At 66.0% G+C, this 21,235-nt stretch carries 21 protein-coding genes; 8 read left to right on the top strand and 13 right to left on the bottom strand.

All coding sequences use genetic code 11. From position 1 onward, the window contains the following. Window positions 1-26 precede the first annotated feature (26 nt). The gene (locus RJ527_01370) at window positions 27-608 is read left to right on the top strand and encodes a 2,4'-dihydroxyacetophenone dioxygenase family protein (protein ID WND76406.1); all 582 of its coding nucleotides are present in this window, start codon (window positions 27-29) and stop codon (window positions 606-608) included. A 132-nt stretch (window positions 609-740) separates the two neighbouring features. Here the strand turns inward: RJ527_01370 and RJ527_01365 are convergent, their stop codons facing one another. From RJ527_01365 to RJ527_01355, 3 genes are read right to left on the bottom strand one after another with little or no spacing between them, the layout of a single operon-like run. Continuing rightward, a complete protein-coding gene (locus RJ527_01365; protein ID WND76405.1) occupies window positions 741-1,415 on the bottom strand; it encodes an acetate--CoA ligase family protein in 675 nt (224 codons plus the stop codon). Further along, window positions 1,412-2,824: a CoA-binding protein gene (locus RJ527_01360; GenBank protein ID WND76404.1), complete on the bottom strand. Its 1,413-nt coding sequence runs from the start codon at window positions 2,822-2,824 to the stop codon at window positions 1,412-1,414. The genes RJ527_01365 and RJ527_01360 overlap by 4 nt, the downstream gene beginning before the upstream one ends. A 5-nt stretch (window positions 2,825-2,829) precedes the next feature. Continuing rightward, the gene (locus tag RJ527_01355; protein ID WND76403.1) at window positions 2,830-3,645 is read right to left on the bottom strand and encodes a crotonase/enoyl-CoA hydratase family protein; all 816 of its coding nucleotides are present in this window, start codon (window positions 3,643-3,645) and stop codon (window positions 2,830-2,832) included. Between the two features lie 102 nt (window positions 3,646-3,747). Here RJ527_01355 and RJ527_01350 point away from each other — a divergent pair, with 102 nt between their 5' ends. After that, on the top strand, window positions 3,748-4,899 hold the full coding sequence (locus RJ527_01350; GenBank protein ID WND76402.1) for an acyl-CoA dehydrogenase family protein: 1,152 nt from the start codon (window positions 3,748-3,750) through the stop codon (window positions 4,897-4,899). Next, the gene (locus tag RJ527_01345; GenBank protein ID WND76401.1) at window positions 4,899-5,960 is read left to right on the top strand and encodes an acyl-CoA dehydrogenase family protein; all 1,062 of its coding nucleotides are present in this window, start codon (window positions 4,899-4,901) and stop codon (window positions 5,958-5,960) included. Before RJ527_01350 ends, RJ527_01345 begins: the two co-directional genes overlap by 1 nt. A 3-nt stretch (window positions 5,961-5,963) precedes the next feature. Here RJ527_01345 and RJ527_01340 read toward each other — a convergent pair whose 3' ends face one another. From RJ527_01340 to RJ527_01330, 3 genes are read right to left on the bottom strand one after another with little or no spacing between them, the layout of a single operon-like run. After that, a complete protein-coding gene (locus RJ527_01340; protein WND76400.1) occupies window positions 5,964-6,998 on the bottom strand; it encodes a low specificity L-threonine aldolase in 1,035 nt (344 codons plus the stop codon). Between the two features lie 25 nt (window positions 6,999-7,023). Further along, window positions 7,024-7,455 carry a M67 family metallopeptidase gene (locus tag RJ527_01335; GenBank protein WND76399.1) on the bottom strand — a complete coding sequence of 144 codons (432 nt, stop codon included), beginning with the start codon at window positions 7,453-7,455 and terminating at the stop codon, window positions 7,024-7,026. A 19-nt stretch (window positions 7,456-7,474) separates the two neighbouring features. Next, window positions 7,475-7,813, bottom strand: coding sequence for a hypothetical protein (locus tag RJ527_01330; protein WND76398.1), 339 nt, complete (start codon window positions 7,811-7,813; stop codon window positions 7,475-7,477). Window positions 7,814-7,918: 105 nt separating this feature from the next. On the opposite strand from RJ527_01330, the gene RJ527_01325 reads away from it, so the two are divergent. Together RJ527_01325 and rpoH are read left to right on the top strand one after the other, a co-directional pair. After that, window positions 7,919-8,887, top strand: a complete 969-nt coding sequence (locus RJ527_01325) for an RluA family pseudouridine synthase (GenBank protein ID WND76397.1) — start codon at window positions 7,919-7,921, stop codon at window positions 8,885-8,887. A gap of 139 nt (window positions 8,888-9,026) precedes the next feature. Further along, window positions 9,027-9,917 (top strand): RNA polymerase sigma factor RpoH, encoded by an 891-nt coding sequence (rpoH, locus tag RJ527_01320; protein ID WND76396.1) that lies wholly within the window; start codon window positions 9,027-9,029, stop codon window positions 9,915-9,917. Window positions 9,918-9,951: 34 nt separating this feature from the next. On the opposite strand, the gene RJ527_01315 is transcribed toward rpoH, so the two are convergent. The 5 genes from RJ527_01315 to RJ527_01295 all read right to left on the bottom strand — a co-directional run bounded on the left by RJ527_01315 (window position 9,952) and on the right by RJ527_01295 (window position 16,171). Further along, window positions 9,952-10,590 (bottom strand): hypothetical protein, encoded by a 639-nt coding sequence (locus RJ527_01315; protein WND76395.1) that lies wholly within the window; start codon window positions 10,588-10,590, stop codon window positions 9,952-9,954. 2 nt (window positions 10,591-10,592) lie between these two features. After that, on the bottom strand, window positions 10,593-12,695 hold the full coding sequence (locus RJ527_01310) for a hypothetical protein (GenBank protein ID WND76394.1): 2,103 nt from the start codon (window positions 12,693-12,695) through the stop codon (window positions 10,593-10,595). A 184-nt stretch (window positions 12,696-12,879) separates the two neighbouring features. Then, a complete protein-coding gene (locus tag RJ527_01305) occupies window positions 12,880-14,172 on the bottom strand; it encodes an adenylosuccinate synthase (protein ID WND76393.1) in 1,293 nt (430 codons plus the stop codon). 42 nt (window positions 14,173-14,214) lie between these two features. Then, window positions 14,215-15,390, bottom strand: coding sequence for an ATP phosphoribosyltransferase regulatory subunit (locus RJ527_01300; protein ID WND76392.1), 1,176 nt, complete (start codon window positions 15,388-15,390; stop codon window positions 14,215-14,217). 166 nt (window positions 15,391-15,556) lie between these two features. Continuing rightward, window positions 15,557-16,171, bottom strand: a complete 615-nt coding sequence (locus RJ527_01295) for a hypothetical protein (GenBank protein ID WND76391.1) — start codon at window positions 16,169-16,171, stop codon at window positions 15,557-15,559. A gap of 370 nt (window positions 16,172-16,541) precedes the next feature. Here RJ527_01295 and RJ527_01290 point away from each other — a divergent pair, with 370 nt between their 5' ends. The 3 genes from RJ527_01290 (at window position 16,542) to RJ527_01280 (ending at window position 19,205) form a co-directional block, all read left to right on the top strand. Continuing rightward, window positions 16,542-17,240 (top strand): Crp/Fnr family transcriptional regulator, encoded by a 699-nt coding sequence (locus RJ527_01290; protein ID WND76390.1) that lies wholly within the window; start codon window positions 16,542-16,544, stop codon window positions 17,238-17,240. A 174-nt stretch (window positions 17,241-17,414) separates the two neighbouring features. After that, the gene (locus tag RJ527_01285) at window positions 17,415-17,780 is read left to right on the top strand and encodes a response regulator (protein WND76389.1); all 366 of its coding nucleotides are present in this window, start codon (window positions 17,415-17,417) and stop codon (window positions 17,778-17,780) included. A gap of 21 nt (window positions 17,781-17,801) precedes the next feature. Beyond that, window positions 17,802-19,205, top strand: a complete 1,404-nt coding sequence (locus tag RJ527_01280; GenBank protein WND76388.1) for a PleD family two-component system response regulator — start codon at window positions 17,802-17,804, stop codon at window positions 19,203-19,205. A 104-nt stretch (window positions 19,206-19,309) separates the two neighbouring features. On the opposite strand, the gene rpmG is transcribed toward RJ527_01280, so the two are convergent. Next, window positions 19,310-19,477 (bottom strand): 50S ribosomal protein L33, encoded by a 168-nt coding sequence (gene rpmG, locus RJ527_01275; GenBank protein ID WND76387.1) that lies wholly within the window; start codon window positions 19,475-19,477, stop codon window positions 19,310-19,312. A gap of 101 nt (window positions 19,478-19,578) precedes the next feature. Next, the gene (locus RJ527_01270) at window positions 19,579-21,168 is read right to left on the bottom strand and encodes a S41 family peptidase (GenBank protein ID WND76386.1); all 1,590 of its coding nucleotides are present in this window, start codon (window positions 21,166-21,168) and stop codon (window positions 19,579-19,581) included. Window positions 21,169-21,235 lie beyond the last annotated feature (67 nt).

Here is a 21,235-nt window from a genome sequence, read left to right as displayed (position 1 = left end):
ACGGACCTAAAGCAGACGAGACCAGCATGAGCCCAGACAGCACCCACACCGAACAAACCCTGCCCGCCGGCGCCCAATCGGACGGCCGCGTGGCGGTGGAAGACCTGCCGGCACCCTATGACGGCCCGCGCCCGCAGGACGCCCTTCCCGAACTGTTCATTCAGGACGGCTATGCCAATGACGACCCGCGCCTGTGGGTGCCGCTGGCGCCGGGCCGCTGGTCGCGGCCCTTGTGCCTGAACGTGTCCAACGGCTACTGGGTGCACCTGACCAAGGTGGTCGGCGGCGGCCTGCTGTCGCGCCACCGCCATCCGGCCCCCGTGCACGGCTTCGTCATCAAGGGCCGCTGGCGCTATCTGGAACGGGACTGGATCGCCGAGGCGGGGTCGTACCTGTACGAGCCGCCGGGCGACATTCACACCCTGGTGGTGGAACCGGACTGCGACGAGATGATTACTTTGTTCCACAACTCAGGCGCCCTGATCTATTGCGACGCGGACGGCAACACGACCGGGACCACGGATGTGTTCGACCGCGTCGACGCCTGCCGCAAGCATTTCACCGAGGTCGGCCTGGGCGCCGATTACGTGGAACAGTTCATCCGATAAGGATTTTCGCTTCTTCCCCCTCACCCTGTCCCTCTCCCCCGTGGACGGGGGCGAGGGGACCCACGGACGGACACTCCCTCTCCCCCGAGGGGGAGAGGGCTGGGGTGAGGGGCGTTTCCTCAAAATCTTCCGCTAAGCCAAAACCACCAGCGCATCCACGGCGACCGGGCGGTCGTCCGCGACGATCACCGGGTTGACGTCGATCTCGGCGATTTCCGGATGGGCCAGGGCGGCCGCCCCCACGCCGATGATGGCGCGGGCCAGGGCCGGGCGGTCGACGGCCGCCATGCCCCGGTAGGGGCCGAGCAGCGCCGTGGCGCGGATATCGTCCATCATCGCGAGCGCGTCGCGCGTGCTGACCGGGGCCAGGCGCAGAACCGTGTCGTTCAAGGCTTCGGCGAAGATGCCGCCGAGCCCGAAGGTGACGCAGGGCCCGTACTGGGCGTCCCGCGCCATGCCGATCAGGAATTCCCGCTTGCCCACCGCCATTTCCTGGACCAGCAGATTGCCGCCCGGCGGCAATTTGGCCATCAGCCGCGCCGCCGCTGCCCGGACCGCGTCCGCATCGGTCAGGCCGATTTCGACCAATCCGGCCTCCGTCTTATGGGCGAGGTCCGGCGCATTGCCCTTGAGCGCCACGGGAAAGCCGATTTCGGCGGCGGCCCGGGCCGCCGTGTCCGCATCGACGGCAAGGCGTTCCGCCGTCACCGGCACGCCGTAAGCGGCCAGAACCTGCTTTGACTGATGCTCCGACAGGGTGCGGGCCCCATGAGCGCGGGCCTGTTTGATGATCTCGGCCGGGGTCATTGGCTGTCCTCCCGGGTATCCAGAAAGCGCCGGTAATCGAGCAAGGCCCGCATGGCGCGCACGGCGCCCCGGGCCGAGAAATAGATCGGCACCTGGTTGCGCTTGATCTGGGGGATCGCCTGGGCGGCCAGGGACTGCGCGCCGGTCCAGGCGACGATCACGGGCTTGTCGGTCGCCCGCGCGGCCTCGGTGAAGATGTCGCAATAGAAGCTGGCGCGGGGTTCAGCCACCATGGTGACCAGCAGGAACAGGCCGTCGATCGTGTCCTGTTCCAGCACCGTGCGGATGGTGTCCTGGTATCCGGTGGGAGAGCTTCTGATCTGCTGCGTCACGTCGATGGGATTGCGCAGCGCGCCGAACGGCGGGATGAACTGCTTCAAGGTTTCCTGGGCGTCCCGGGGCAGTTCCGGCACGTCGAGGCCGAAGCGGTGGCATTCATCGGCGCAGATGCCGCAGATGCCGCCCGACGGCCCGATCAGGCCCATACGGGGCCCCCTCGGCAGCTTGTCCAGCAGGCGGGAGAAGGTGATCGCCGTCGGCAGCAGGTCGGCCGCGTCGTCCACGCGGACCATGCCATACTTCTTGCACACGGCGTCGAACACGGCGTCGGAGCCGACCATGGCCCCGGTATGAGAGGCGGCGGCGGCGGCGGAGACCTCGGACAGGCCGATCTTGTAGACGACCACGGGCTTGCCCGCCCGGGCGGCCTTGGCGCAGGCGCGGGTGAATTTATCCGGATCGCGGATGCCTTCGATGAACAGGGCGATGACGCGGGTATCCGCATCGTCGGCGAGATAATCCAGATAGTCCGCGACCTGCAGGTCGGCCTCGTTGCCGACGGAAATCCAGTGGCTGAAGCCGCCCTGTTCCTCGGTCCCGGCGCCGAGCATGGAGCCGCCGACGGCCCCCGATTGGGTCAGAAAGGCGATGTCGCCCTTGTTGAAGCTTGGCATGGCGCAGACCATGGAGGTGCAGCAGACCATGTCGTTGACGATGGAGATCATGCCGTTGGTGTTGGGCCCGCAGAACCGAACGCCGCCCGCCTTGGCGGCGGCGGTCAATTCGGCCTCCAGTTCCGGTTCGCCTGCTTCGGCGAAACCGGACGCGAGCATGATCGCCGTCTTCACGCCCTTGGCGCCGCAGTCCTTCATCACGGCGATGCTGGCCTTGGCCGGCACGGCGATGAGGGCGAGGTCGATGTCGTCCGGGATGTCTTTCACGCTGGCATAGCAGGCGAGGCCCCGGATCTCCGTTTCCTTCGGATTAACGGGATAGATCTTGCCCGGGTAGCCGTGAGCGAGCAGATGGTTGAGCGCCACCGTGCCCAGCTTGTCGCTGCCGGTCTCGGTCTTTTGTTGGGACGCGCCGACGATGGCGACGGAGCGCGCCCGGATCATGGCGTCGAGCATGCGGGTTATTCCTTGTCGCCGCCCTTGGTCTTGGACTTGGCTTCCAACATCTCGGCCATGGCGTTCACGGCTTCCTCGTGCTCGGGCGTGTTGTGGGCGAGCGCCTGGAACGCCGCCGACATTTCCAACAGGGTGTCGAGCCGCGCGTGATGGCTTTCCCGCAGCAGCCGCTTGGTCAGGCGCAGCGCATGGCCCGGGTTGCAGGCGATGCGGTCGGCCAGTTCGTTGGCGGCGGTCATCAGCCCGTCCGCCGCGACGACCTTGGACACCAGCCCGCAGCCGAGGGCTTCCTGCGCGTCGATGGTGTCGCCGGTGAAGGCCATTTCATAGGCCTTCGAGAACCCGACGGCGCGCGGCAGGAAATAGGCCCCGCCGTCGCCCGGGATGATGCCCAGCTTGACGAAGCTTTCCGCGAACTTGGCGTGCTCCGATGCGATGCGGATGTCGCACATGGTCGCCAGGTCGCAGCCGGCCCCGATGGCGGCGCCGTTGACGGCGGCGATGGTCGGCACCTCGATGTTGTAGAACGCCTTGGGGATGCGCTGGATGCCCTTCAGGTAGTTGCTGCGGATCTCGGCGGGGATGCCCTGGGACAGGCCGGTCCTGTTTCGCATAGCGAAAATATTCCCACCGGCGCTGAAGGCCTTCCCCGCACCCGTCAGGATCACGACCTTGACGCTGGGGTCGTTGTTGACCCGCTCGCAGGCGTCGACGAAATCCTGGGACTGGATTTTTCCCGACAGAGAATTGCGCTTTTCCGGGTTGTTCATGGTCAAAGTGACCACGTTGTCCCGCTGTTCATAGAGAAGGAAGTGTTCCATTTTTTCGACCCGGCTGTTTCCTTATGGTCTTGTTGTAAACCATCCTGTGGCGTTATAAAACGATTGTATACAATCTGAACCAAGAAAATTAGGATTTAAGTCTTGGAGGACATCCGTTTCACGCCGGGCCTTCTGCCGCCCGAGGCCGAGGCCCTTCGCGCCGAGGTCCGCGCCTTCATCGCCGATCATCTTAAGGGCTATTCCGGCGTCAAGCGCGCCAAATCCTGGTCCGGCGCCGATCCCGAGTTTTCCAAGGCGATGGGGGCGAAGGGCTGGATCGGCATGACCTGGCCGAAGGAATACGGCGGCGGCGGGCGCAGTTTCCTGGAGCGCTACGTGGTGTTGGAGGAAATGCTGGCCGCGGGTGCGCCCGTCTCGGCCCATTGGGTGGCCGACCGGCAGAGCGGCCCCTTGCTGCTGAAGTTCGGGACCGAGGACCAGCGCCGCAAATACATCCCCGCCATCACCCGGGGCGAAAGCTATTTCTGCATCGGCATGAGCGAGCCCAATTCCGGTTCGGACCTGGCCTCCATCCGCACGCGGGCGGAAAAGACCGCCGACGGCTGGCGCATCAACGGCCAGAAGATCTGGACCTCCAAGGCGCATACGGCCCATCACATGATCGCCCTGGTGCGCACCCAGCCCCAGGATCCCAAGGACCGCCACGCCGGCCTGTCGCAGTTCCTCATCGACATGAAGAACACGAAGGGCATCACCATTCGCCCGATCCGCAACATGGCGGGCGAACAGATGTTCAACGAAGTGTTCTTCGAGGACGCCGAGGTGCCCGCCGACGCCCTGGTCGGCACCGACGGCGGCGGCTGGGGCCAGGTGACGACGGAACTGGCGTTCGAACGCAGCGGGCCGGAACGTTATCTCTCCAGCTATCAATTGCTGTTCGAACTGGTGCGCGAAATCGGCGCCGACGCCGGCCCGGCGGAAGCCGCCGGCATCGGGCGGCTGGCGGCGCATCTCTCGACCCTGCGCCAGATGTCGATCTCCATCGCCACCATGCTGGAAAGCGGCGAGACGCCCAATCTGGCGGCGGCCATCGTCAAGGAACTGGGCGTCGCCTACGAACAGGACATGCCGGGCAGGGCCCACGACATCGCGGGCATATCGCCCCGCGTGGGGGCGGGCGGCTTCGACCAGGTCATGGCCTACATGACCATGGCGGCGCGGTCGTTCTCGTTGCGCGGCGGCACGCGGGAAATCATGCGCGGCATCATCGCGCGCGGGTTGGGGTTGCGCTGATGACCGGAACAAGCGAAATGGCCAACATCCTGGCGGAAACCGCCGGGCGCCTGTTGCAGGATCACGTGACCCGGGACGTTCTCGGCGCGGCCGAGGACGGCGCATGGCCGCAAGACCTGTGGCAGGTGTTGGAAGACAACGGCCTGACCCAGCCACTGGCACCGGAAGACCGGGGCGGCATGGGGGCAAGCTTCGCCGACGCCTTCGTCATCGCCTTCGCCGCCGGGCGCCGGCGCGCGCCCGTGCCCCTGGTGGAAACCATGGCGGCGGGCTGGCTGCTGGGCCGGGCCGGGATCGACGTGCCGCCGGGACCCTTGGCCCTGATCGACGGCGGCGCGGACTTGGACTTCTCGGGCGGCGCCCTGTCCGGCATTGCCCCGGGCGCGCCCTGGGCGGCCCAAGCCGGGCATCTGGTCGCCGAGGTGGGCGGCACGGTGCTGCTGATCCCCGCCGACGCGGCAACGATCATCCCTGACCGCAACATGGCGGGGGAGCCGCGCGATACCGTCACCTTCGACAAGGTCAAGCCCTCGGTCACGGGTGCCCTGGACCTGACCGCGAGTGTTCCCGTCGCGCGAACCCTGGGGGCGCTCATGCGCGCGGCCCAGATGGCGGGCGCCATGGAAGGCGCGATCTCTCTGGCCGTGCAGCACGCGGGCGACCGCGAACAGTTCGGCCGGCCCATCGCCAAGTTCCAGGCGATCCAGCAGATGCTGGCCCGTGCCGCCGCCCGCGCCGCCCAGGCGCGGAGCGCGGCCGAAACCGCCTTTCTCGCCCTCGACCGGGCGGGGGGCGATCTGACGGACGCGGAATGGGACGTGGCCGCCGCCAAGGTGGTGGCCGGGGAGGCGGCGGAAATCGTCTATGACGCGGCCCATCAGACCCACGGCGCCATCGGCTTCACCTACGAACACGAACTGCATTTCACCACGCGCCGGCTCTGGGCCTGGCGGGGGGAGTTCGGGGCGGAAACCTTCTGGGCCCAGGACATCGGGCGGCGCGTGCTGGCGCGCGGCGCCGACAACCTGTGGCCGGACCTGACGGCGCGGCAGCGCGGATAACGCTCAGAGAACGGCCGTCGCCGCCGTCTCCAGGAACGTATCCACGTCGTCTTCCGGCGTGTTGAAGGCGGTGACCAGACGGGTTTTGCGCCGTCCCTGGTCATCCGCCCCCCGGTCGTAGAACAGGAAGCCCCGGGCCTTCAGTACATCGGCCATGGCGGCGGGCAGGCGCGGGAACACCTGGTTGCCGTCGACGGAGCCGACGATCTCCACGCCCAGGGCCGTGAGCCCGTCGGCCAGCTTCTTCGCCATGGCATTCGAGTGGCGCGCGTTCTTGAGCCACAGGCCGTCGGCCAGATAGGCCTCCATCTGCGCCGTCATCAGGCGCATCTTGGACAGCACGTGACCGGCGCGTTTCTGGCGGTAGAGGAATTCGTCGCCCAGGTCCGGGTTGAAGACCACCACGGCCTCCAGCGCCAAGGCCCCGTTCTTGGTGCCGCCGAAGCTGAGCACGTCGACCCCGGCCTTCCAGCTCATGTCGGCGGGTGAACAGTTGAGCCCGGCCAGGGCATTGGCGAACCGCGCCCCGTCCATGTGCAGGGCGAGGCCGTGTTTGCGGCAAACATCGCCGATGGCCGCGATCTCGTCGCCCCGGTAGGCCGTGCCCTTTTCCGTCAGCTGCGTGACGCTGACGGCGCGGACCTGGGAATAATGCTCGTCGCCCCGGCCTTCCAGGGTCGCGGCCTCGACGGCATCGGGCGCGATCTTGCCGTCGGCACCCGGCAGGCCGATCAGCCGCGCCCCGCCCGAATACATCACCGGGCCGTTGCCTTCGTGGTCGAAGATATGCGCCGTCTCATGGCACACCAGCGCCCCCCAGGACGGCGTGATCGAGGCCACGGCCAGCCCGTTGGCCGCCGTGCCCGTGGGCACGAAGAACACCTTGGCGTCGGTCTCGAACACTTCGCAGACACGCGCCCGCGCGGCTTCCGTGCCGTCGTCATGGCCGTAGGGCATGGTGCGCCCGTCGTTGGCGCGCACGATGGCGGCCATGATGTCCGGATGGGCGCCCGCCGTGTTGTCGGATGCGAAGTTCATGGACGGGGGCTCCTTGGGGTTGGGATTAATCGGCGACGAGGTTGAGGTCGATGGCGTGGAAGGCCGAGCGGTCCGGCGCGACGCCATGGGCGCGGGCGTCGACGGCTCGGCCGTCCTCGACCGCGACGATGACCCAGATCAGGTCCGTCTCATAGGCCATTTTCAAATCCGTGGCGCTGGGCATGGCGGGGCCGCCGGGATGGGAATGGTAATGGCCGACGATGCGCTCCGCCGTGCCGTCCAATGCCCGCATCAGGTCGAAGCGCACCTGGGGATCGATCTCGAAACTGTCTTCGGCCCGGGTTTCCGTGACGTTGGGGGACGGCACCATGCGGGTGACCAGGGTCTCGCCCGCCGCGCCGTCCCGGCCCGCCAGAAGGCCGCAGCATTCATGGGGGAACGCGGCCTCGGCGGCGTCGGTGATTCGCTCCAACAGAGTTTGGGGGATGGTCAGCACGGCGGCGGTCCTCCACCGCTCAGGGCTTGATGCGGCCCGTGACGCGGCCCGTCGCCGGGTCGACGATCAGCACCTGGCCGCACACGCCCGCGGGCTGGGTCAGCACGTAGATCTGCTGGCCGAGCTGCGTCACGCTCTTGATCTCGCAGCCCGTCGGCAGGTTCAGTTCGATATCGCCGGACAGGGGCACGGGCGGGGCCAGATGGGCCGGCGGCGGGGTGCCGGCTGCCACGGCGGCGGGCTTGGCGTCGCCGAACAGGCGCCAGGTCGGGTCCTGGCTGGTCTTGAAGAAGCCATAGACCAACAGCCCCAGGCCGAGCGCGATCAGAACGCCCAGGCCGATCACCAGTGTTTTCAATGCCGCATGCATGGAGGCTTAAGTGCAACGCGGGGCGGGGGCTGTCAAGCATGGTCGACGCCCGCGCTTGACACCTCACGGCCCCCGGCGTTTCCTCGCCGGACCATGAGCGAGACCCATACCCTGAAAATCCCCGCCGCGCAGGCGGGCGAGCGCCTGGACAAGGCCCTGACGGCGCTGCTGCCGGACCTGTCGCGCGCGCGCATTCAGGCCTTGCTGGCCGAGGGCCATGTGGCGGACGGCGCGGGCGCGCCCGTGACCGAGGCCAAGCGCAAGGTGCGCGCCGGCGAGGGCTATACGGTCACCATCCCGCCGCCCGTGCCGGCGACCCCGGAAAGCCAGGCGATCCCGCTCGACGTCGTCTACGAGGACGATTCCCTGATCGTCATCGACAAGCCTCAGGGTCTGGTCGTTCATCCGGCGGCGGGGAACGCCGACGGCACCCTGGTCAACGCGCTGCTGGCCCATTGCAAGGGGTCGCTGTCGGGTATCGGCGGGGTCGAGCGGCCGGGCATCGTGCATCGCCTCGACAAGGATACCTCGGGCCTGATGGTCGCGGCCAAGACCGACATCGCGCACCGGGGGCTCGCCAAGCAGTTCGAGGACCATTCCATCGACCGCGCCTACCGGGCCCTGGTGTGGGGCGTGCCGCGCCCGCCAGCGGGCGAGATCACCGGCGCCATCGGCCGTGATCCCCGGAATCGCAAGAAGATGGCCGTGCGCCCGGACGCGTCCGGCAAGTGGGCCAAGACGTTCTACACGGTGCTGGAACGGTTCGGCGACCGGGCCGCGCTGGTCGAATGCCGGCTCGCCACCGGGCGCACGCATCAGATCAGGGTGCATATGGCGTCGATCGGCCACCCGGTAATCGGCGATCCCCTTTACGGCGGCCGGCGGGCGCGGATTTCCGGCCTGCCGCCCGAATTGAAAACCCCACTATCCAACTGTAAAAACCAAGCCCTTCACGCGTGTATTCTGGGGTTTACCCATCCGGTGACCGGGGAGAAGCTCAACTTTTCATCAAATAAATATAATTATATCAATAATATACTGGACATTCTGCGGTCGATCTAAAATTTTCTGTACCTGACTAAATCCCTCGGCTAATATCCGACCAAATTGGTATGAATTAACGCAGTGCATCATCACCCTCCGTTCTGGCCGTCAGGTAGACGGCGGGTCAGCTGCGTTCGGATATAAGGGAAACCGCACCATGGGATACATGGCCCCTGAAAAGGACTTGAGTTTTGCCCCGGAAGACAATCTGTCGCGTTATCTCTATCGCATCCGGGATTTCCCCATGCTGGAGCCGGAGGAAGAGGTCGCCCTCGCCCGGCGCTGGCAGGAACACGCGGACGAAGAGGCCGCTCAGCGCCTGGTGACCAGCCACCTGCGTCTGGTCGCCAAGATCGCCATGGGCTATCGCGGCTACGGCCTGCCCGTGGGCGAGCTGATCTCGGAAGGCAACGTCGGCATGATGCAGGCGGTCAAGCGCTTCGATCCGGAACGCGGATTCCGCCTGGCGACCTACGCCATGTGGTGGATCCGCGCGGCGATCCAGGAATACATCCTGCGCTCGTGGTCGCTGGTCAAGATGGGCACGACGGCGGCGCAGAAGAAGCTGTTCTTCAACCTGCGCCGGATGAAGGCCCAGATGTCGGCCATTGACGAGGGGGATCTGCACCCGGAACAGGTGGCCGAGATCGGCCGCAAGCTGGGCGTATCCGACGTCGAGGTCGTCAACATGAACCGGCGTCTGGCCGGCGGCGACCAGTCGCTCAACGCGCCCTTGCGTCAGGATGCGGACGGTGAATGGCAGGACTGGCTGGTCGAGGATTCGGAAGATCAGGAATCCCGTCTGGGTGAGGATCAGGAACTTTCGGAACGGCGCGGCATGCTCAGTGCGGCGTTGAAGTCGCTTAGCGAGCGGGAACGCCACATCATCGAGGAACGCCGTCTGAAGGACACGCCGGCAACCTTGCAGGACCTGTCGGCGGAATACGGGATTTCCCGTGAACGCATCCGCCAGATTGAGGTCCGGGCCTTCGAAAAGCTGCAAAAGTCGGTCAAGAACGCGGTCATCGAACGCCACATCTCCCATTAAGGGGTGGGCGGCGGCGGTATGTGGGCAACCGGGGCTAGCGCGCCGTGCCCATGGAGGCGTCGCCGTCCGTCTCTTCCTTCGCCTCGATGGCTTCCATCGCCGCCATGGCTGCCTGCACGCCGCCGCCAGGGCCGTTGCTGGCGGCGGGGCCGCCCGGCCGTGGTGCGGGCTTGGCGGGGCCGCTGCCGGGGGCACGGACGCCCAGGGTGACCTCGTCGCCCCATTCATCGACGATGCGGCGCTGGTTGGCGCGCAGGGCCGACAGGCGCCGTTCCGTCAGCACCGTCATGAACGACGTGATGACCGGCGGGATCACCGTATAGACCATCCAGCCGGCCATGGCCGCGCCGTACATGACGGCAAGGGCGAACACGTCCGTGACGATGTCGAGCGCACCCGTGATGTTGTGGTTCCCCGACCACAAATCCATCAGGTAGGGAAACATGCCGGCGAAGTTCAGGCCGCCGATGCAAAAAAATCCGTATTTCTGATCCGTGCGGTCGGTGATCCAGGATGCCATCGCCGGCAACATGGCGACCCCGACGACGATGATGGTCGGAAAGGCGACGGCGATCATCGTCACCGAGATCAGCAGGAAATACAGCCAGAACTTGCCGCGCCGGCGGGGCGGCGGCGGTGGGGCCATGGCGCGGCGCATCGGGGGGCGGCCCATGGTCAGAACACCTTGATCATGAACAGGATCATCACGATGCACATGGTCACCAGGATGGAGCCCATGGCGGCGGCCTGTTGGCCCGTGCGCTCGGCCTTGGTCAACTGTTCCTCGCCACGGCCTTCGATATCCTGAATTTCCAGTTCGGCGGCGGCAAATTCGGCGACCGCGTCCTCGAAGCCTTCGATGTCCTCGCGCCGGCGGTCGGCGTTGTCCATCAGGTCGAACAATTCGGGCAACGACCCGCGGCGGACCAGACGGGGAATTTCCCGCTCGATCTCCTTGCGGGTGCTGCGCGAGTGATAGGCGTTGATCGCCGGGCCGAGATGCCCGCCGACCCAGCTTGCCAGGCCATAGACGGGTTCGATCCGCAGCTTCCACTGAATGAAGGCCAGCAGCGACAGCATGCCGATAGTCTGGGTATCGGGGTTTTCCGACGCCAGGGCCTTGAGATGGGGGTTGATGTCTTCCTTGAAGCGCGCGGTGATGAAGGCGGCGACATGACGGTCGAGCGGCTTCGACTTCAGGTCCTGTGTATTGGCGGCGCGGTCGAGCGCCGGCAGCAGGTGTTCGGTCTCCAGCACGTATTCCTGCAACAAAATCGGGCTTTGGCAGGGCAGGGACGGGTTGCTTTCATACAGGCAGCGTTCGATCCCGAAGCCCGGATCCTTGTTGTTGAGCACAATCTTGAGCTGCGAGAAGTTCTTTTGATGGATCGAGGCTTCCGGCGCATAGGCCAGCTGCGATTGGAACCATAGGTCGGGAATGTCCTTGGCGATGATCTCCGCCGGGATTTGCGGATCGCCCGTGCGCAGCAGGTCCATGGCGAAGGCGGCGCCGAAACCGTCGACCATGAAGGAAAAGCCCTTGAAGCGAATGGGGCCCAAGGGGTCCATGAGAATGGCGACGCGGGTCACGATCATTTCGTCCGAGCCGGCGAAGGATCCGGCCTGGGCATTGGCCACGTCGAGCACGTTCTTGATGGCGTTGGCCAGGTTGACGTCCTCGACCGAACGCCGGAGCCAGGTATCGAAGCTGTCGTGGCGGATCGCCTTGGCGGCGTCGGGCACGTGCTTGCTGAAGGCGTCGGCCAACTGCCGCACGCTCTGGTACGGGCGGCCCATGAAGGTCAGGGGGGTCTGTCCGCGTTTGCCCGCGCGTTTCTGCTGCGGCGACATCTTGCGGCCCGACAGCCACAGGTCGATTTCCTCGGGCCCCCAGCGTTGCTGGGGGTCGTCGCCGAGCATGCCGCGCAGCGGCTCCAGCAGGGACAGGGGCAGGTTCTCGTTGCCGGTGATCGCCGCGTAGGATCCCAGTTCCAGCTTCTCCGCCAGAATCTTTTCCGACCCTTCGGACGCTCCCGGTTCCTTGTCCAGAATAAGGCCGACGATGGCGACGGCGAAGGCATAGGCGTCGTCGCGGGAATTGCCGACACCGCGTCCGGCCGGGGGCGCCATGGCGCGTTCCGCCGGCTCGTACACCGCCGGCTGATCGTAGCCCGGCGGCGACGAATAGCATTCGCCGAAGGCAATCTGTTGCCGCCCGGCATCCATGAAGAACAGGTTGTCGCGGCGAATCGCCCGATGGGCGACGCCGATCGACGCCATTTCCTGCAACGCGCCGGCCAGCGGCTCGATGACCTTGCGCGGCAGGTCGTATTCGGAAATCCGGAACGTGCCCTTCTGCAACACGCGCCCGCCAAGCGGCCGTTCCAGGATCAGGATCATGGTGCGTTGGCGGATCAGGGGCCAGAACTCGACCTCCCATTCCAGGATGCCGACCAGGGCCTTGATGCCGGAACCGCGCAGGGACGTCATGGCGCCCAGCCGCGTCGGCAGTCCCGGGTTGCAGATCAGCGCGAATACGGGGCGGTCGATGTCGCGGCGGTCCTCGGCCATGAAGGCCTTGGCGGACGGGGAATCCAGATCGGGCAGCGGCGTTTTGGGATCGACGGCGAAGCGGTCCTTGATCAGGACCGGGCGCAGGCTGGCCGCGGACGGAATGCCGTCGCCGGGCTCGGTGCCGGCGTCCATGCCTTCCGGTGGCGCGCCGTCTTCGGGCGGCGGCCCCGCGGGGTCGGCCTGTGCTGTGGCGGTTTCAGCCATCGATTGTCGTCTTCAGCCCCAACATCGCGAATGGAAAAGTCGCGCGGACACGACCATTGCCGTCCGCGTGCCTGGAATTTCCCACACTTTCACGCCCTGATGGTACCCGCCATTCCCTTGACAGACAATTAATGCCGGGAACCGGGCCGCATCGGTCGGATCGGGCCGACCGGAAGGGGGACGATCAGTCGGCGAAGGGATCGTGGACGAGAATCGTGTCCTCGCGTTCGGGGCTGGTGGACAACAGCGCCACGGGGGCTTCGATCAGTTCCTCGATGCGGCGGATGTACTTGATCGCCGTGGCCGGCAACTCGGCCCAGGACCGCGCGCCCTGGGTGCTTTCGCCCCAGCCTTCCATTTCCTCGTAGATCGGCTCGACCCGGGCCTGCTCGATCTGCGATGCCGGCAGGTGATCCAGCTCGCGCCCGTTCAGGCGGTATCCCCGGCATACCTTCAGGACCTTCTGGCCGTCGAGAACGTCCAGCTTGGTCAGGGCGATTCCAGTGATGCCGTTGACCTTGATCGCCTGGCGGACCATCACCGCGTCGAACCAGCCGCAGCGCCGAGGCCGCCCGGTCACCGTGCCGAACTCGCGCCCGCGTTCACCCAGCGTACGGCCGACCTCGTCCTCCAGTTCCGTCGGGAACGGGCCCTGGCCGACCCGGGTCGTATAGGCCTTGGTGATGCCGAGGACGTAGTTGATCGCACTCGGCCCCTGGCCGGAGCCGACGGCGGCCTGACCGGCGACCGTGTTCGACGACGTGACGAAGGGATAGGTGCCGTGGTCGAGGTCCAGCATGGCGCCCTGGGCGCCCTCGAACAGGATGCGCTTGCCGCGGCGGCGGGCCTGGTCCAGTTCCTGCCACACGGTGGCGGCGAAGGGCAGAACCTTGGGCGCGACCTCGATCAGTTGCGCCAGCAGTTCGTCGCCGTCGACCTCGGGCATGCCGAGCCCGCGCAGCAACGCATTGTGGTGGAACAGCAGGCCGTCGACCTTGTCCTTCAGCAGGCCGTGGTCGCTCAGGTCGCCGACGCGGATGGCGCGGCGCGCGGTCTTGTCCTCGTAGGCGGGGCCGATACCGCGGCCCGTGGTGCCGATCTTGGCCTTGCCCGCGGCCTGTTCGCGGGCGAGGTCGAGATTACGGTGAAGCGGCAGGATCAAGGGGCATCCTTCGGACAGACGCAGGCTGTCCGGCGTCACTTCGACGCCCTGGTCGCGAATTTTTTCGATCTCGGACAGCAGCGCCCAGGGATCGACCACAACCCCGTTGCCGATCACGGACAGCTTGCCCTTGCGCACGATGCCCGACGGCAGCAGGGACAGCTTGTAGGTGACGCCGTCGATGACCAGCGTATGGCCGGCGTTGTGTCCGCCCTGGAAGCGCACGACCACATCGGCGCGTTCCGACAGCCAGTCGACGATCTTACCCTTGCCTTCGTCGCCCCATTGCGAGCCGACGACAACCACGTTCGCCATTTTCAGTGTCCGTTCTTGTCCGTGAAAAGGGGTGTTTGCCGGTCACGCCTCGCCGATGGGGGCGGGGCGGCCGTCGTGAAGCCAATGCGTACAGCCGAGAAGCCGGGCCTCGGCCCCGGCGTCGGCGCCGTCGTCCAGGCCGGCGACGGTGATCCATCCTTCGGCGCGCAGGGCGGCCATGCGGTCCGCCGCCGTGCCCGTGGGCACGAACAGCCGGCGGCCCAGCGCCGGGCGCGGCAGGGCGCGCAGCAGGGTGTCGGTGAACAGGGTAAAGCCCGTGGCCGGTTCGCCCGCGCCGGCGGCCGTGCCGCCGTTGCCGGCCAGATAGCGCCCGCCCGAGCCCAGTTCGCCGCGCACGCCGGCGGCGTACAGGGTGAAGGTCGCCCCGGCATGGTATTCGAAGCCGCGGTGCTCCACCGGATCGATGGTCAGCGGCAGGGCCGGCGCCAGGGCGCGGACCTTGGCGACGATGGCCTTCAGCGTGTTCCATTCGGCGGCAGCGGCGGCCGGCAGATCGATCGCATCGACGGCGGCGATAGTGTCGTCGACGGGGCCGGCGGCGAGAACCAGGTGTTTCAGCATGTCGGTCAGGTCGCCGCCGATCTGCGGCGCAAGGGCGTCGAGGGCCCCCGTGTCCTTGTGGTTCAGGGCCTCGCGCAGGGTGCGTTCGGCGGTGGCGGGGACGGCGTCGCCCAGGATCGCGGTGACCAGGGTCGGGACGGCCAGATCGATGGATACATCGGCGACCCCGATATAGCCGAGCGCGTCGGCGGCCATCACGATGACCTCGGCGTCGGCGGCGGGGGCGGCGCTGCCGATCAATTCCGCGCCGATCTGCGCGAACTGGCGTTCCGGGCGGATCTGGTCGCCGCGCACGCGCAGGACCTGGCCCGCATAGCACAGGCGAAGCGGCCGGGGCGCGGATTTCAGGCGGCTTGCGGCGATGCGCGCGATCTGCGGGGTGATGTCGGCGCGCAGCCCCATCATGCGCTGCGAGACGGGATCCATCAGGCGGAACACCTGGCGGCCCATGGCCGCACCCGTGCCGGACAGCAGCGAATCCTCGAATTCCATTAAGGGCGGCTTCACGCGCTGATAGCCGTGCGCCTGACAAACGTCGATCAGACGTTCGGTCACCGACGCCTCGAACCCCGCGTCAGGGGGCAGGAGGTCGGACAGACCGGCGGGCAGCAGCCCGGGATTGGAGGTGTCTTCCATCTGAGAGGCCGGGTTCAAGCGTTAAGACTGGCCGGCCGCCAATCAGCCGTCCACGGCCCCGTTTCCTAAACGGTTTGACCCGCCTGGGCAAGCGCCGTCGCGGTCGTGAGGCGGCGGCGGCGCCTGGACGGGGCCGTGCCGGTTGCGCGCAGGGGGCTTGCAATGGCTAGTTGGGAAGGGGGAAGACTTCGTTTTTCACGGTCTTGCCCAGGCTTTCGATCAGAGGCACGACCATGGCGCCGATCAGGGTTTCGTTGGTCGCGGCCCCCAGGTTGCCGGTCGCCCAGCCCTGCCAGTACCGTTCGATGCGGCCCGCTTCCGCCGGGCCGTCGATGGTCACCTTCAGGCGGTATTTGGTCGGCGTGACGATCTTGGTCCCGCCCTGGCCTTCGTTGAGGATGCCGCCGGTCTTGGAATCGAACACGTTGAACCGGGCCTCGGACCCTTCGGTGCCGGAACTGGTGCCCTTGGTTCCCTGGACGTCCAGGAAATAGCGTTTGTCGGTAAAGGTGAAGGCGCCCAGTTCGTCCAGCACCTCGAAGGTCAGGACGAGTTCCGCCTTGGGGTCGAGCCGGTAGCCGCGGGCCTTGAGCTCCCGCGCGAACTGGTGGCTCAGTTCCAGTGATTCGTCCGAATCGTCAAGCGCCCGTACCGCCAGAACCTTGCCGCTTGGCATGGGTTTCGATGAAATGGCGTTCAACTGGCCGTCGGCGGCACGAAGCGGGCCGGCGAAGGCGGCCGTCAGTACCAGGGCAAAAAGGGCGATCAAGGGTCTTTTCATCGTCGTTTCCGTTTGCGCGCGGGCATGTCTGCCGCCCGGCTTTTCAGTCTCACCTTCGGTTGTCCGTGCAATTCCGCCGCATCGCGGGCCGTGCCGTGATACGGGCGGCGCCGTTATGTCCACCCAGGCGGTCGACAGTCCGTTTATCGCTCGATTAGAGCATAAAAAAGTTAAAACCGATATAAGGGCAGCGGCGCCGAATGCCAAGTCGGGAAACATGCGCCGGGCCGCTCGGAGAAAGTTCGCCGGACGCCTGAACAGGGGTTTACGGCGGGAAACGATACAATTTCATTTCCTTTGGAGTTGCGCGCGGTTCTTGCATAAGATCGCATTAATAAATTTGCTCTTGTTTTAGGCGAAGGGGGTTCGCGTGACGGATGGCAATGCGCGGTCATTGGCGCAGATACATCTGCTGGAGGATTTGAGCGCGGCCGAGATCGGGCGGCTGGAGCAGGCTTGTTCGTGGAAGACCTACGCCGCGCAAGAACAGATCATCGACCGCCAAAGCGATACGCAGGACGTCTATTTCGTCGTCTCCGGTGCCGCCCGTGTCGTCATCTATTCCCTGTCGGGCCGTGAAATCACCCTGGACGATGTCAACGCGGGCGGCCATTTCGGCGACCTTGCGGCGATTGACGGGGAGCCGCGCTCGGCCAGCGTCATGGCGCTCCGGGACACGGTCATCGCATCCCTGTCGCAGGAACGCTTCCTGCAATTGCTGTCGGAACATTTCACGGTCACGTTGCGCCTCATGCGGGCGTTGACGCGCATTGTGCGGACTTCGACGGACCGCATCATGGATCTCAGCACCCTGGCCGCCAACAACCGGGTGCAGGCCGATCTTCTGCGCCTCGCGCGCAACAATATGGTCGGTGAAAACCGCGCCGAACTGAAACCCATCCCCGTGCACGGCGATATCGCAAGCCGCGTGTCGACGACCCGTGAAACGGTTGCCCGCGTGCTCTCGGACCTGTCGCGTCAGGGCATGGTCGAGCGCCAGAAGGACCGGCTGGTCATCGACGATGTCAATCGCCTGGAGGACATGGTCGAAGAGGTTCGCGGCGAGTGATCTTCGAATGATCCGGGCCCCCACCGTCGTTTGACTTGCCAGGGCGTTTCGGACACTATCTGGGCTAAGCGTGATGGTGACTTCAGCTCCGGCCGGATGCCCTTGATCGGGCCCGGGTCGTGGTGCCGGGCAAGGCACTGCCGGCGGCCCCGAAATTGATCGAAAGAACGAAATATGGCGAAAACGATTTTGATTGTTGAGGACAACGATCTCAACATGAAGTTGTTCAACGACCTGCTCCAGGCCAATGGTTACAACACCATTCAGACCATGGACGGCCGCGACGCCATTCAATTGGCCCAGGAACACCGCCCGGACCTGATCCTCATGGATATTCAGCTTCCCGAGATTTCCGGCCTGGAAGTCACCAAGATGCTGAAGGCCGATGATTCCCTGAAGGAAATTCCGGTCATCGCCGTCACCGCCTTCGCGATGAAGGGTGACGAGGAAAAGATCAGGGAAGGCGGGTGCGAAGGCTACATCGCGAAGCCGATTTCCGTTCCCACGTTCCTGGAAACCGTCGCGAAATTCCTCGGCTGACCGCCGCGGGCGGGACAGAGCATGTCGGCACGAATCCTCATCGTCGATGATCTTGCCGCCAGCGTGAAGGTTCTGGCCGCCAAGCTCACCAGTGAATATTACGACGTCCTGACCGCGCATGACGGGCCCACGGCGTTGGAAACGGTGGCCCGGGAAATGCCCGATCTGGTGCTGCTCGACGTCATGATGCCCGGCATGGACGGGTTCGAGGTCTGTCGCCGGATCAAGAAAACGGCGCGCACGGCGCATATCCCCGTGGTCATGGTGACGGCGCTTAACGACATGCGCGACCGCGTCAACGGCCTACAGGCCGGGGCCGACGATTTCCTGACCAAGCCGCTCAACGACATCATGCTGTTCGCCCGGGTGCGCTCGCTGGTGCGCATGAAGCGGACCTTCGATCAATGGTCCCTGCACCAGCAGACATCGCGCGACCTGGGCTTTGACGTCGACCCGGACATGACGGATGTCCACGGCCGCGCCGCGCGGGTGATCGTGGTCGATTCCAGCGAAATCCAGAGCGCCAACATCCGCGGTGTCCTGGAACGGGATGGCCATGCGGTGACCGCGCTGAATTCCTATGCCGATGCCGCCCCGAAAATTGCCGTCGACCTGCCGGACGTGGTCGTCGTGTCTATGGACTTCGAAGGGGACGAGCCTTTGCGGCTGGCCTCGCGTCTACGCTCGCAGGAGCCGACACGCCAGGTGCCGATTCTCCTGATCGGCGACGCCGAAGACGAAAGCAACCTGATCAAGGGCCTGGAACTGGGGGTCAACGACTGCGTGGTGCGCCCGGTTGACGAGCAGGAAATCGTCGCCCGCGTGCGCACCCAGGTACGGCGCAAGCGTTATCAGGAGATGTTACAGGCGAATTTCCAGCAGCACCTGTCGATGGCGCTGACCGACGGCCTGACGGGGCTGCACAACCGGCGTTATCTGGAATCGCACCTGGACGGCATCGTCAAGCGCGCCGGCGACGGCGGCCACGGGCTGTCCCTGGTGCTGATCGATCTTGACCATTTCAAACGCGTCAACGACACCTATGGCCATGCCGCCGGCGACGAGGTGCTGCGGGTGATCGCCAAGCGCCTGTTGCGCAACGTGCGCGGGTTCGACACGGCGGCCCGCTTCGGCGGCGAGGAATTCGTCGTCGCCATGCCCGACACCCCGATCGACATCGCCTTCGCGGTCGCCGACCGTATCCGCGCCAAGATCGCGGAAGAACCGATCCCGCTGCCCGACGGAACGCAACTGTCCGTGACGATGAGCGCCGGGGTCGCGGAATCGGTGGAACCGGGTGAAACGGCGGCCGAGCTGATCGAGCGCGCGGACAAGGCGCTTTACATGGCCAAGCATGACGGTCGGGACCGGGTCGTGCGCGCGGATCTGCTGGTCAGAAACACAGGCGAAACCGCCGTCGATTAGATCGGGCGGCGGCGGATCGGTTACGGATTGTGTGAAAGGGGCCGTCCCGTCAAGGACGGCCGGCCTGGGGCAGGAAGGTGGATCGAGGGGCGCCGATGGCGGCCTTACTTGATCTTTTCTTCCTTGAAGGCCACGTGTTTGCGGACCACGGGGTCGTACTTGCGCATTTCGAACTTTTCCGTCGAATTGCGCGGATTTTTCTTCGTCACATAGAAGAATCCCGTGTCAGCCGTGCTGACCATTTTCACAAGAATTGTGGCCGGTTTTGCCATGGTGCGAAGTTCCGCTTTGGTTTTCTGTCAGGTCGAAGGCGCGAAACATACAGGGCCGGACGCGCAAGTCAAGGGGCACGGCGAAACCGGCGCGTTGCGGCCTATTCCAGAGCCGCCGCATCGGCCCGGGCGGTCGTCGAGGTATAGGTCAGGGCGCGGGCATAAAGGGTGCGGTCTTCGATGATTCGCCGCGCCAGATCACGGTCCTTGGTGTCGTCATGGCGTTCCGGCGGGCAGGTGTCGCGCAGCCGCGTGCGTTCCTCCTCGCCCAGCGGCCCGCCGCGCCGCCAGTGCGCCAGGATATCGGCCTGATAGTGCTCTTCGCCGATGCCGGCCAGGATCGGATCCTTGGCCTTGGCGTCCGCGGGAATTTCCGCCAATGAAGACGTGCACACAATAGGGTGTACGCCCAGACCGTGCAGGGTGTAGCCCGTCGGCGTGATCAGCTTCGACCAAGTGATGGTCAGTTCGCCGTCGTTGGGCAGGCGGATGACCGTCTGCACGCTGCCCTTGCCGTAGGACGAGGTGCCCACGACCACGGCGCGCCCGCGGTCCTGCAGGGCGGCGGCGGTGATTTCCGCCGCCGATGCGGACTTGCCGTCGATCAGGATGACCAGGGGCAGGCCGTTCAGGATGTCGTCGCCATCGGCGTTGTAGTGATGGACGCTGTCCGGATGGCGGCCGCGCGTGGTGATGATATGGCCCTGGGTCAGGAACAGGTTGGCCAATTTGACCGATTGCCGCAGCAGCCCGCCCGGGTTGCCGCGCAGGTCCATGACCATGCCCTTGAGCGGCGCCTTGGCTTCGGCCTTGGCGGTAAGGATTGCCTTCTTCACGGAGGCGGCGGTCTTTTGATTGAAGCTCTCGACCGCGGCGTAGATGATCCCGTCCTTCACCGTGTGGCTGACCGTGACCGGCACGATATGCGCGCGGACCAGGTCGAGAGACCAGCCGTCCGGTCGTCCCGGGCGGGTCAGGCGCAGGCGCACGGCGGTGTCGATGGGGCCGCGCAGCAGCTTCACGATCTTGCGCGCCGACAGGCCCTTGAGTGCCACTCCGTCGGCCGACACGATGACGTCGCCGACCTTCAGATCGGCCTCCGCCGCCGGCGTGCCGGGGGTGATGCGATAGACCTCGGTGATGTCGCCGCGCTGCCGGAAGCGTACGCCGATGCCGCCGAACCCGTCGCGCCGGGCACGGTTGCGCTGGGCCTCCTCGCGCCCGGAATAGCGGGAATAGATGTCCAGTTCGGTGAGCATGCCGTCGAACACGGCTTCGTAGATTTTTTCCGGGCTGGCGCGGCGCATTTCCTCGGACCAGGCGCGCGCGGCCTGGGAGGCCCGCGCCGTCAGCAGGGCCCAGCCGTAGGCGTCGTCGCCCTTGGGCAGGACTTCGCGGACGATCTCGCGGCCGTTGTCGGTCAGGCGGACCTCGTTCTTGGCGGTGTCGATGGCGATGGCGAGGGCCGGATCGATGGCGCCCAGGCCGCGCAACCCCTCCATGCCGATCTCGCGCACCGGCAGGGCTTCCAGGTATTTTTCGGCGATGTTCTCGTATCCGGCCGCGATGACTTCGGCCGCCGCCGGCATGGAAAACCCGCTGTCCTTGTCGGCGGTGTCCCGGGGCGTTGGCGTCACCGCGCAGGCGGCGAGCAGAAGCGCCGCCGAAACGGCGACAAGGCCCGGGGTCAACCGGATTCCGGGAATGAGGGAACCCATGCGGATCATGGTTGGATTGTCGGCGATTTTCAGGCCGCCG

Source organism: Thalassospiraceae bacterium LMO-SO8 (genome assembly GCA_031655335.1).
Classification (GTDB): domain Bacteria; phylum Pseudomonadota; class Alphaproteobacteria; order Rhodospirillales; family Casp-alpha2; genus UBA1479.
This window is presented reverse-complemented; position numbering and strand designations above follow the sequence as displayed.

Excerpts from the sequence above, each read along its gene's own strand:
- RJ527_01370 (WND76406.1), top strand. The coding sequence starts at position 27 with ATGAGCCCAGACAGCACCCACACCGAACAAACCCTGCCCGCCGGCGCC.
- RJ527_01365 (WND76405.1), bottom strand. The coding sequence starts at position 1,415 with ATGACCCCGGCCGAGATCATCAAACAGGCCCGCGCTCATGGGGCCCGC.
- RJ527_01360 (WND76404.1), bottom strand. The coding sequence starts at position 2,824 with ATGCTCGACGCCATGATCCGGGCGCGCTCCGTCGCCATCGTCGGCGCG.
- RJ527_01355 (WND76403.1), bottom strand. The coding sequence starts at position 3,645 with ATGGAACACTTCCTTCTCTATGAACAGCGGGACAACGTGGTCACTTTG.
- RJ527_01345 (WND76401.1), top strand. The coding sequence starts at position 4,899 with ATGACCGGAACAAGCGAAATGGCCAACATCCTGGCGGAAACCGCCGGG.
- RJ527_01340 (WND76400.1), bottom strand. The coding sequence starts at position 6,998 with ATGAACTTCGCATCCGACAACACGGCGGGCGCCCATCCGGACATCATG.
- RJ527_01325 (WND76397.1), top strand. The coding sequence starts at position 7,919 with ATGAGCGAGACCCATACCCTGAAAATCCCCGCCGCGCAGGCGGGCGAG.
- rpoH (WND76396.1), top strand. The coding sequence starts at position 9,027 with ATGGGATACATGGCCCCTGAAAAGGACTTGAGTTTTGCCCCGGAAGAC.
- RJ527_01315 (WND76395.1), bottom strand. The coding sequence starts at position 10,590 with ATGGGCCGCCCCCCGATGCGCCGCGCCATGGCCCCACCGCCGCCGCCC.
- RJ527_01310 (WND76394.1), bottom strand. The coding sequence starts at position 12,695 with ATGGCTGAAACCGCCACAGCACAGGCCGACCCCGCGGGGCCGCCGCCC.
- RJ527_01305 (WND76393.1), bottom strand. The coding sequence starts at position 14,172 with ATGGCGAACGTGGTTGTCGTCGGCTCGCAATGGGGCGACGAAGGCAAG.
- RJ527_01300 (WND76392.1), bottom strand. The coding sequence starts at position 15,390 with ATGGAAGACACCTCCAATCCCGGGCTGCTGCCCGCCGGTCTGTCCGAC.
- RJ527_01295 (WND76391.1), bottom strand. The coding sequence starts at position 16,171 with ATGAAAAGACCCTTGATCGCCCTTTTTGCCCTGGTACTGACGGCCGCC.
- RJ527_01285 (WND76389.1), top strand. The coding sequence starts at position 17,415 with ATGGCGAAAACGATTTTGATTGTTGAGGACAACGATCTCAACATGAAG.
- RJ527_01280 (WND76388.1), top strand. The coding sequence starts at position 17,802 with ATGTCGGCACGAATCCTCATCGTCGATGATCTTGCCGCCAGCGTGAAG.
- rpmG (WND76387.1), bottom strand. The coding sequence starts at position 19,477 with ATGGCAAAACCGGCCACAATTCTTGTGAAAATGGTCAGCACGGCTGAC.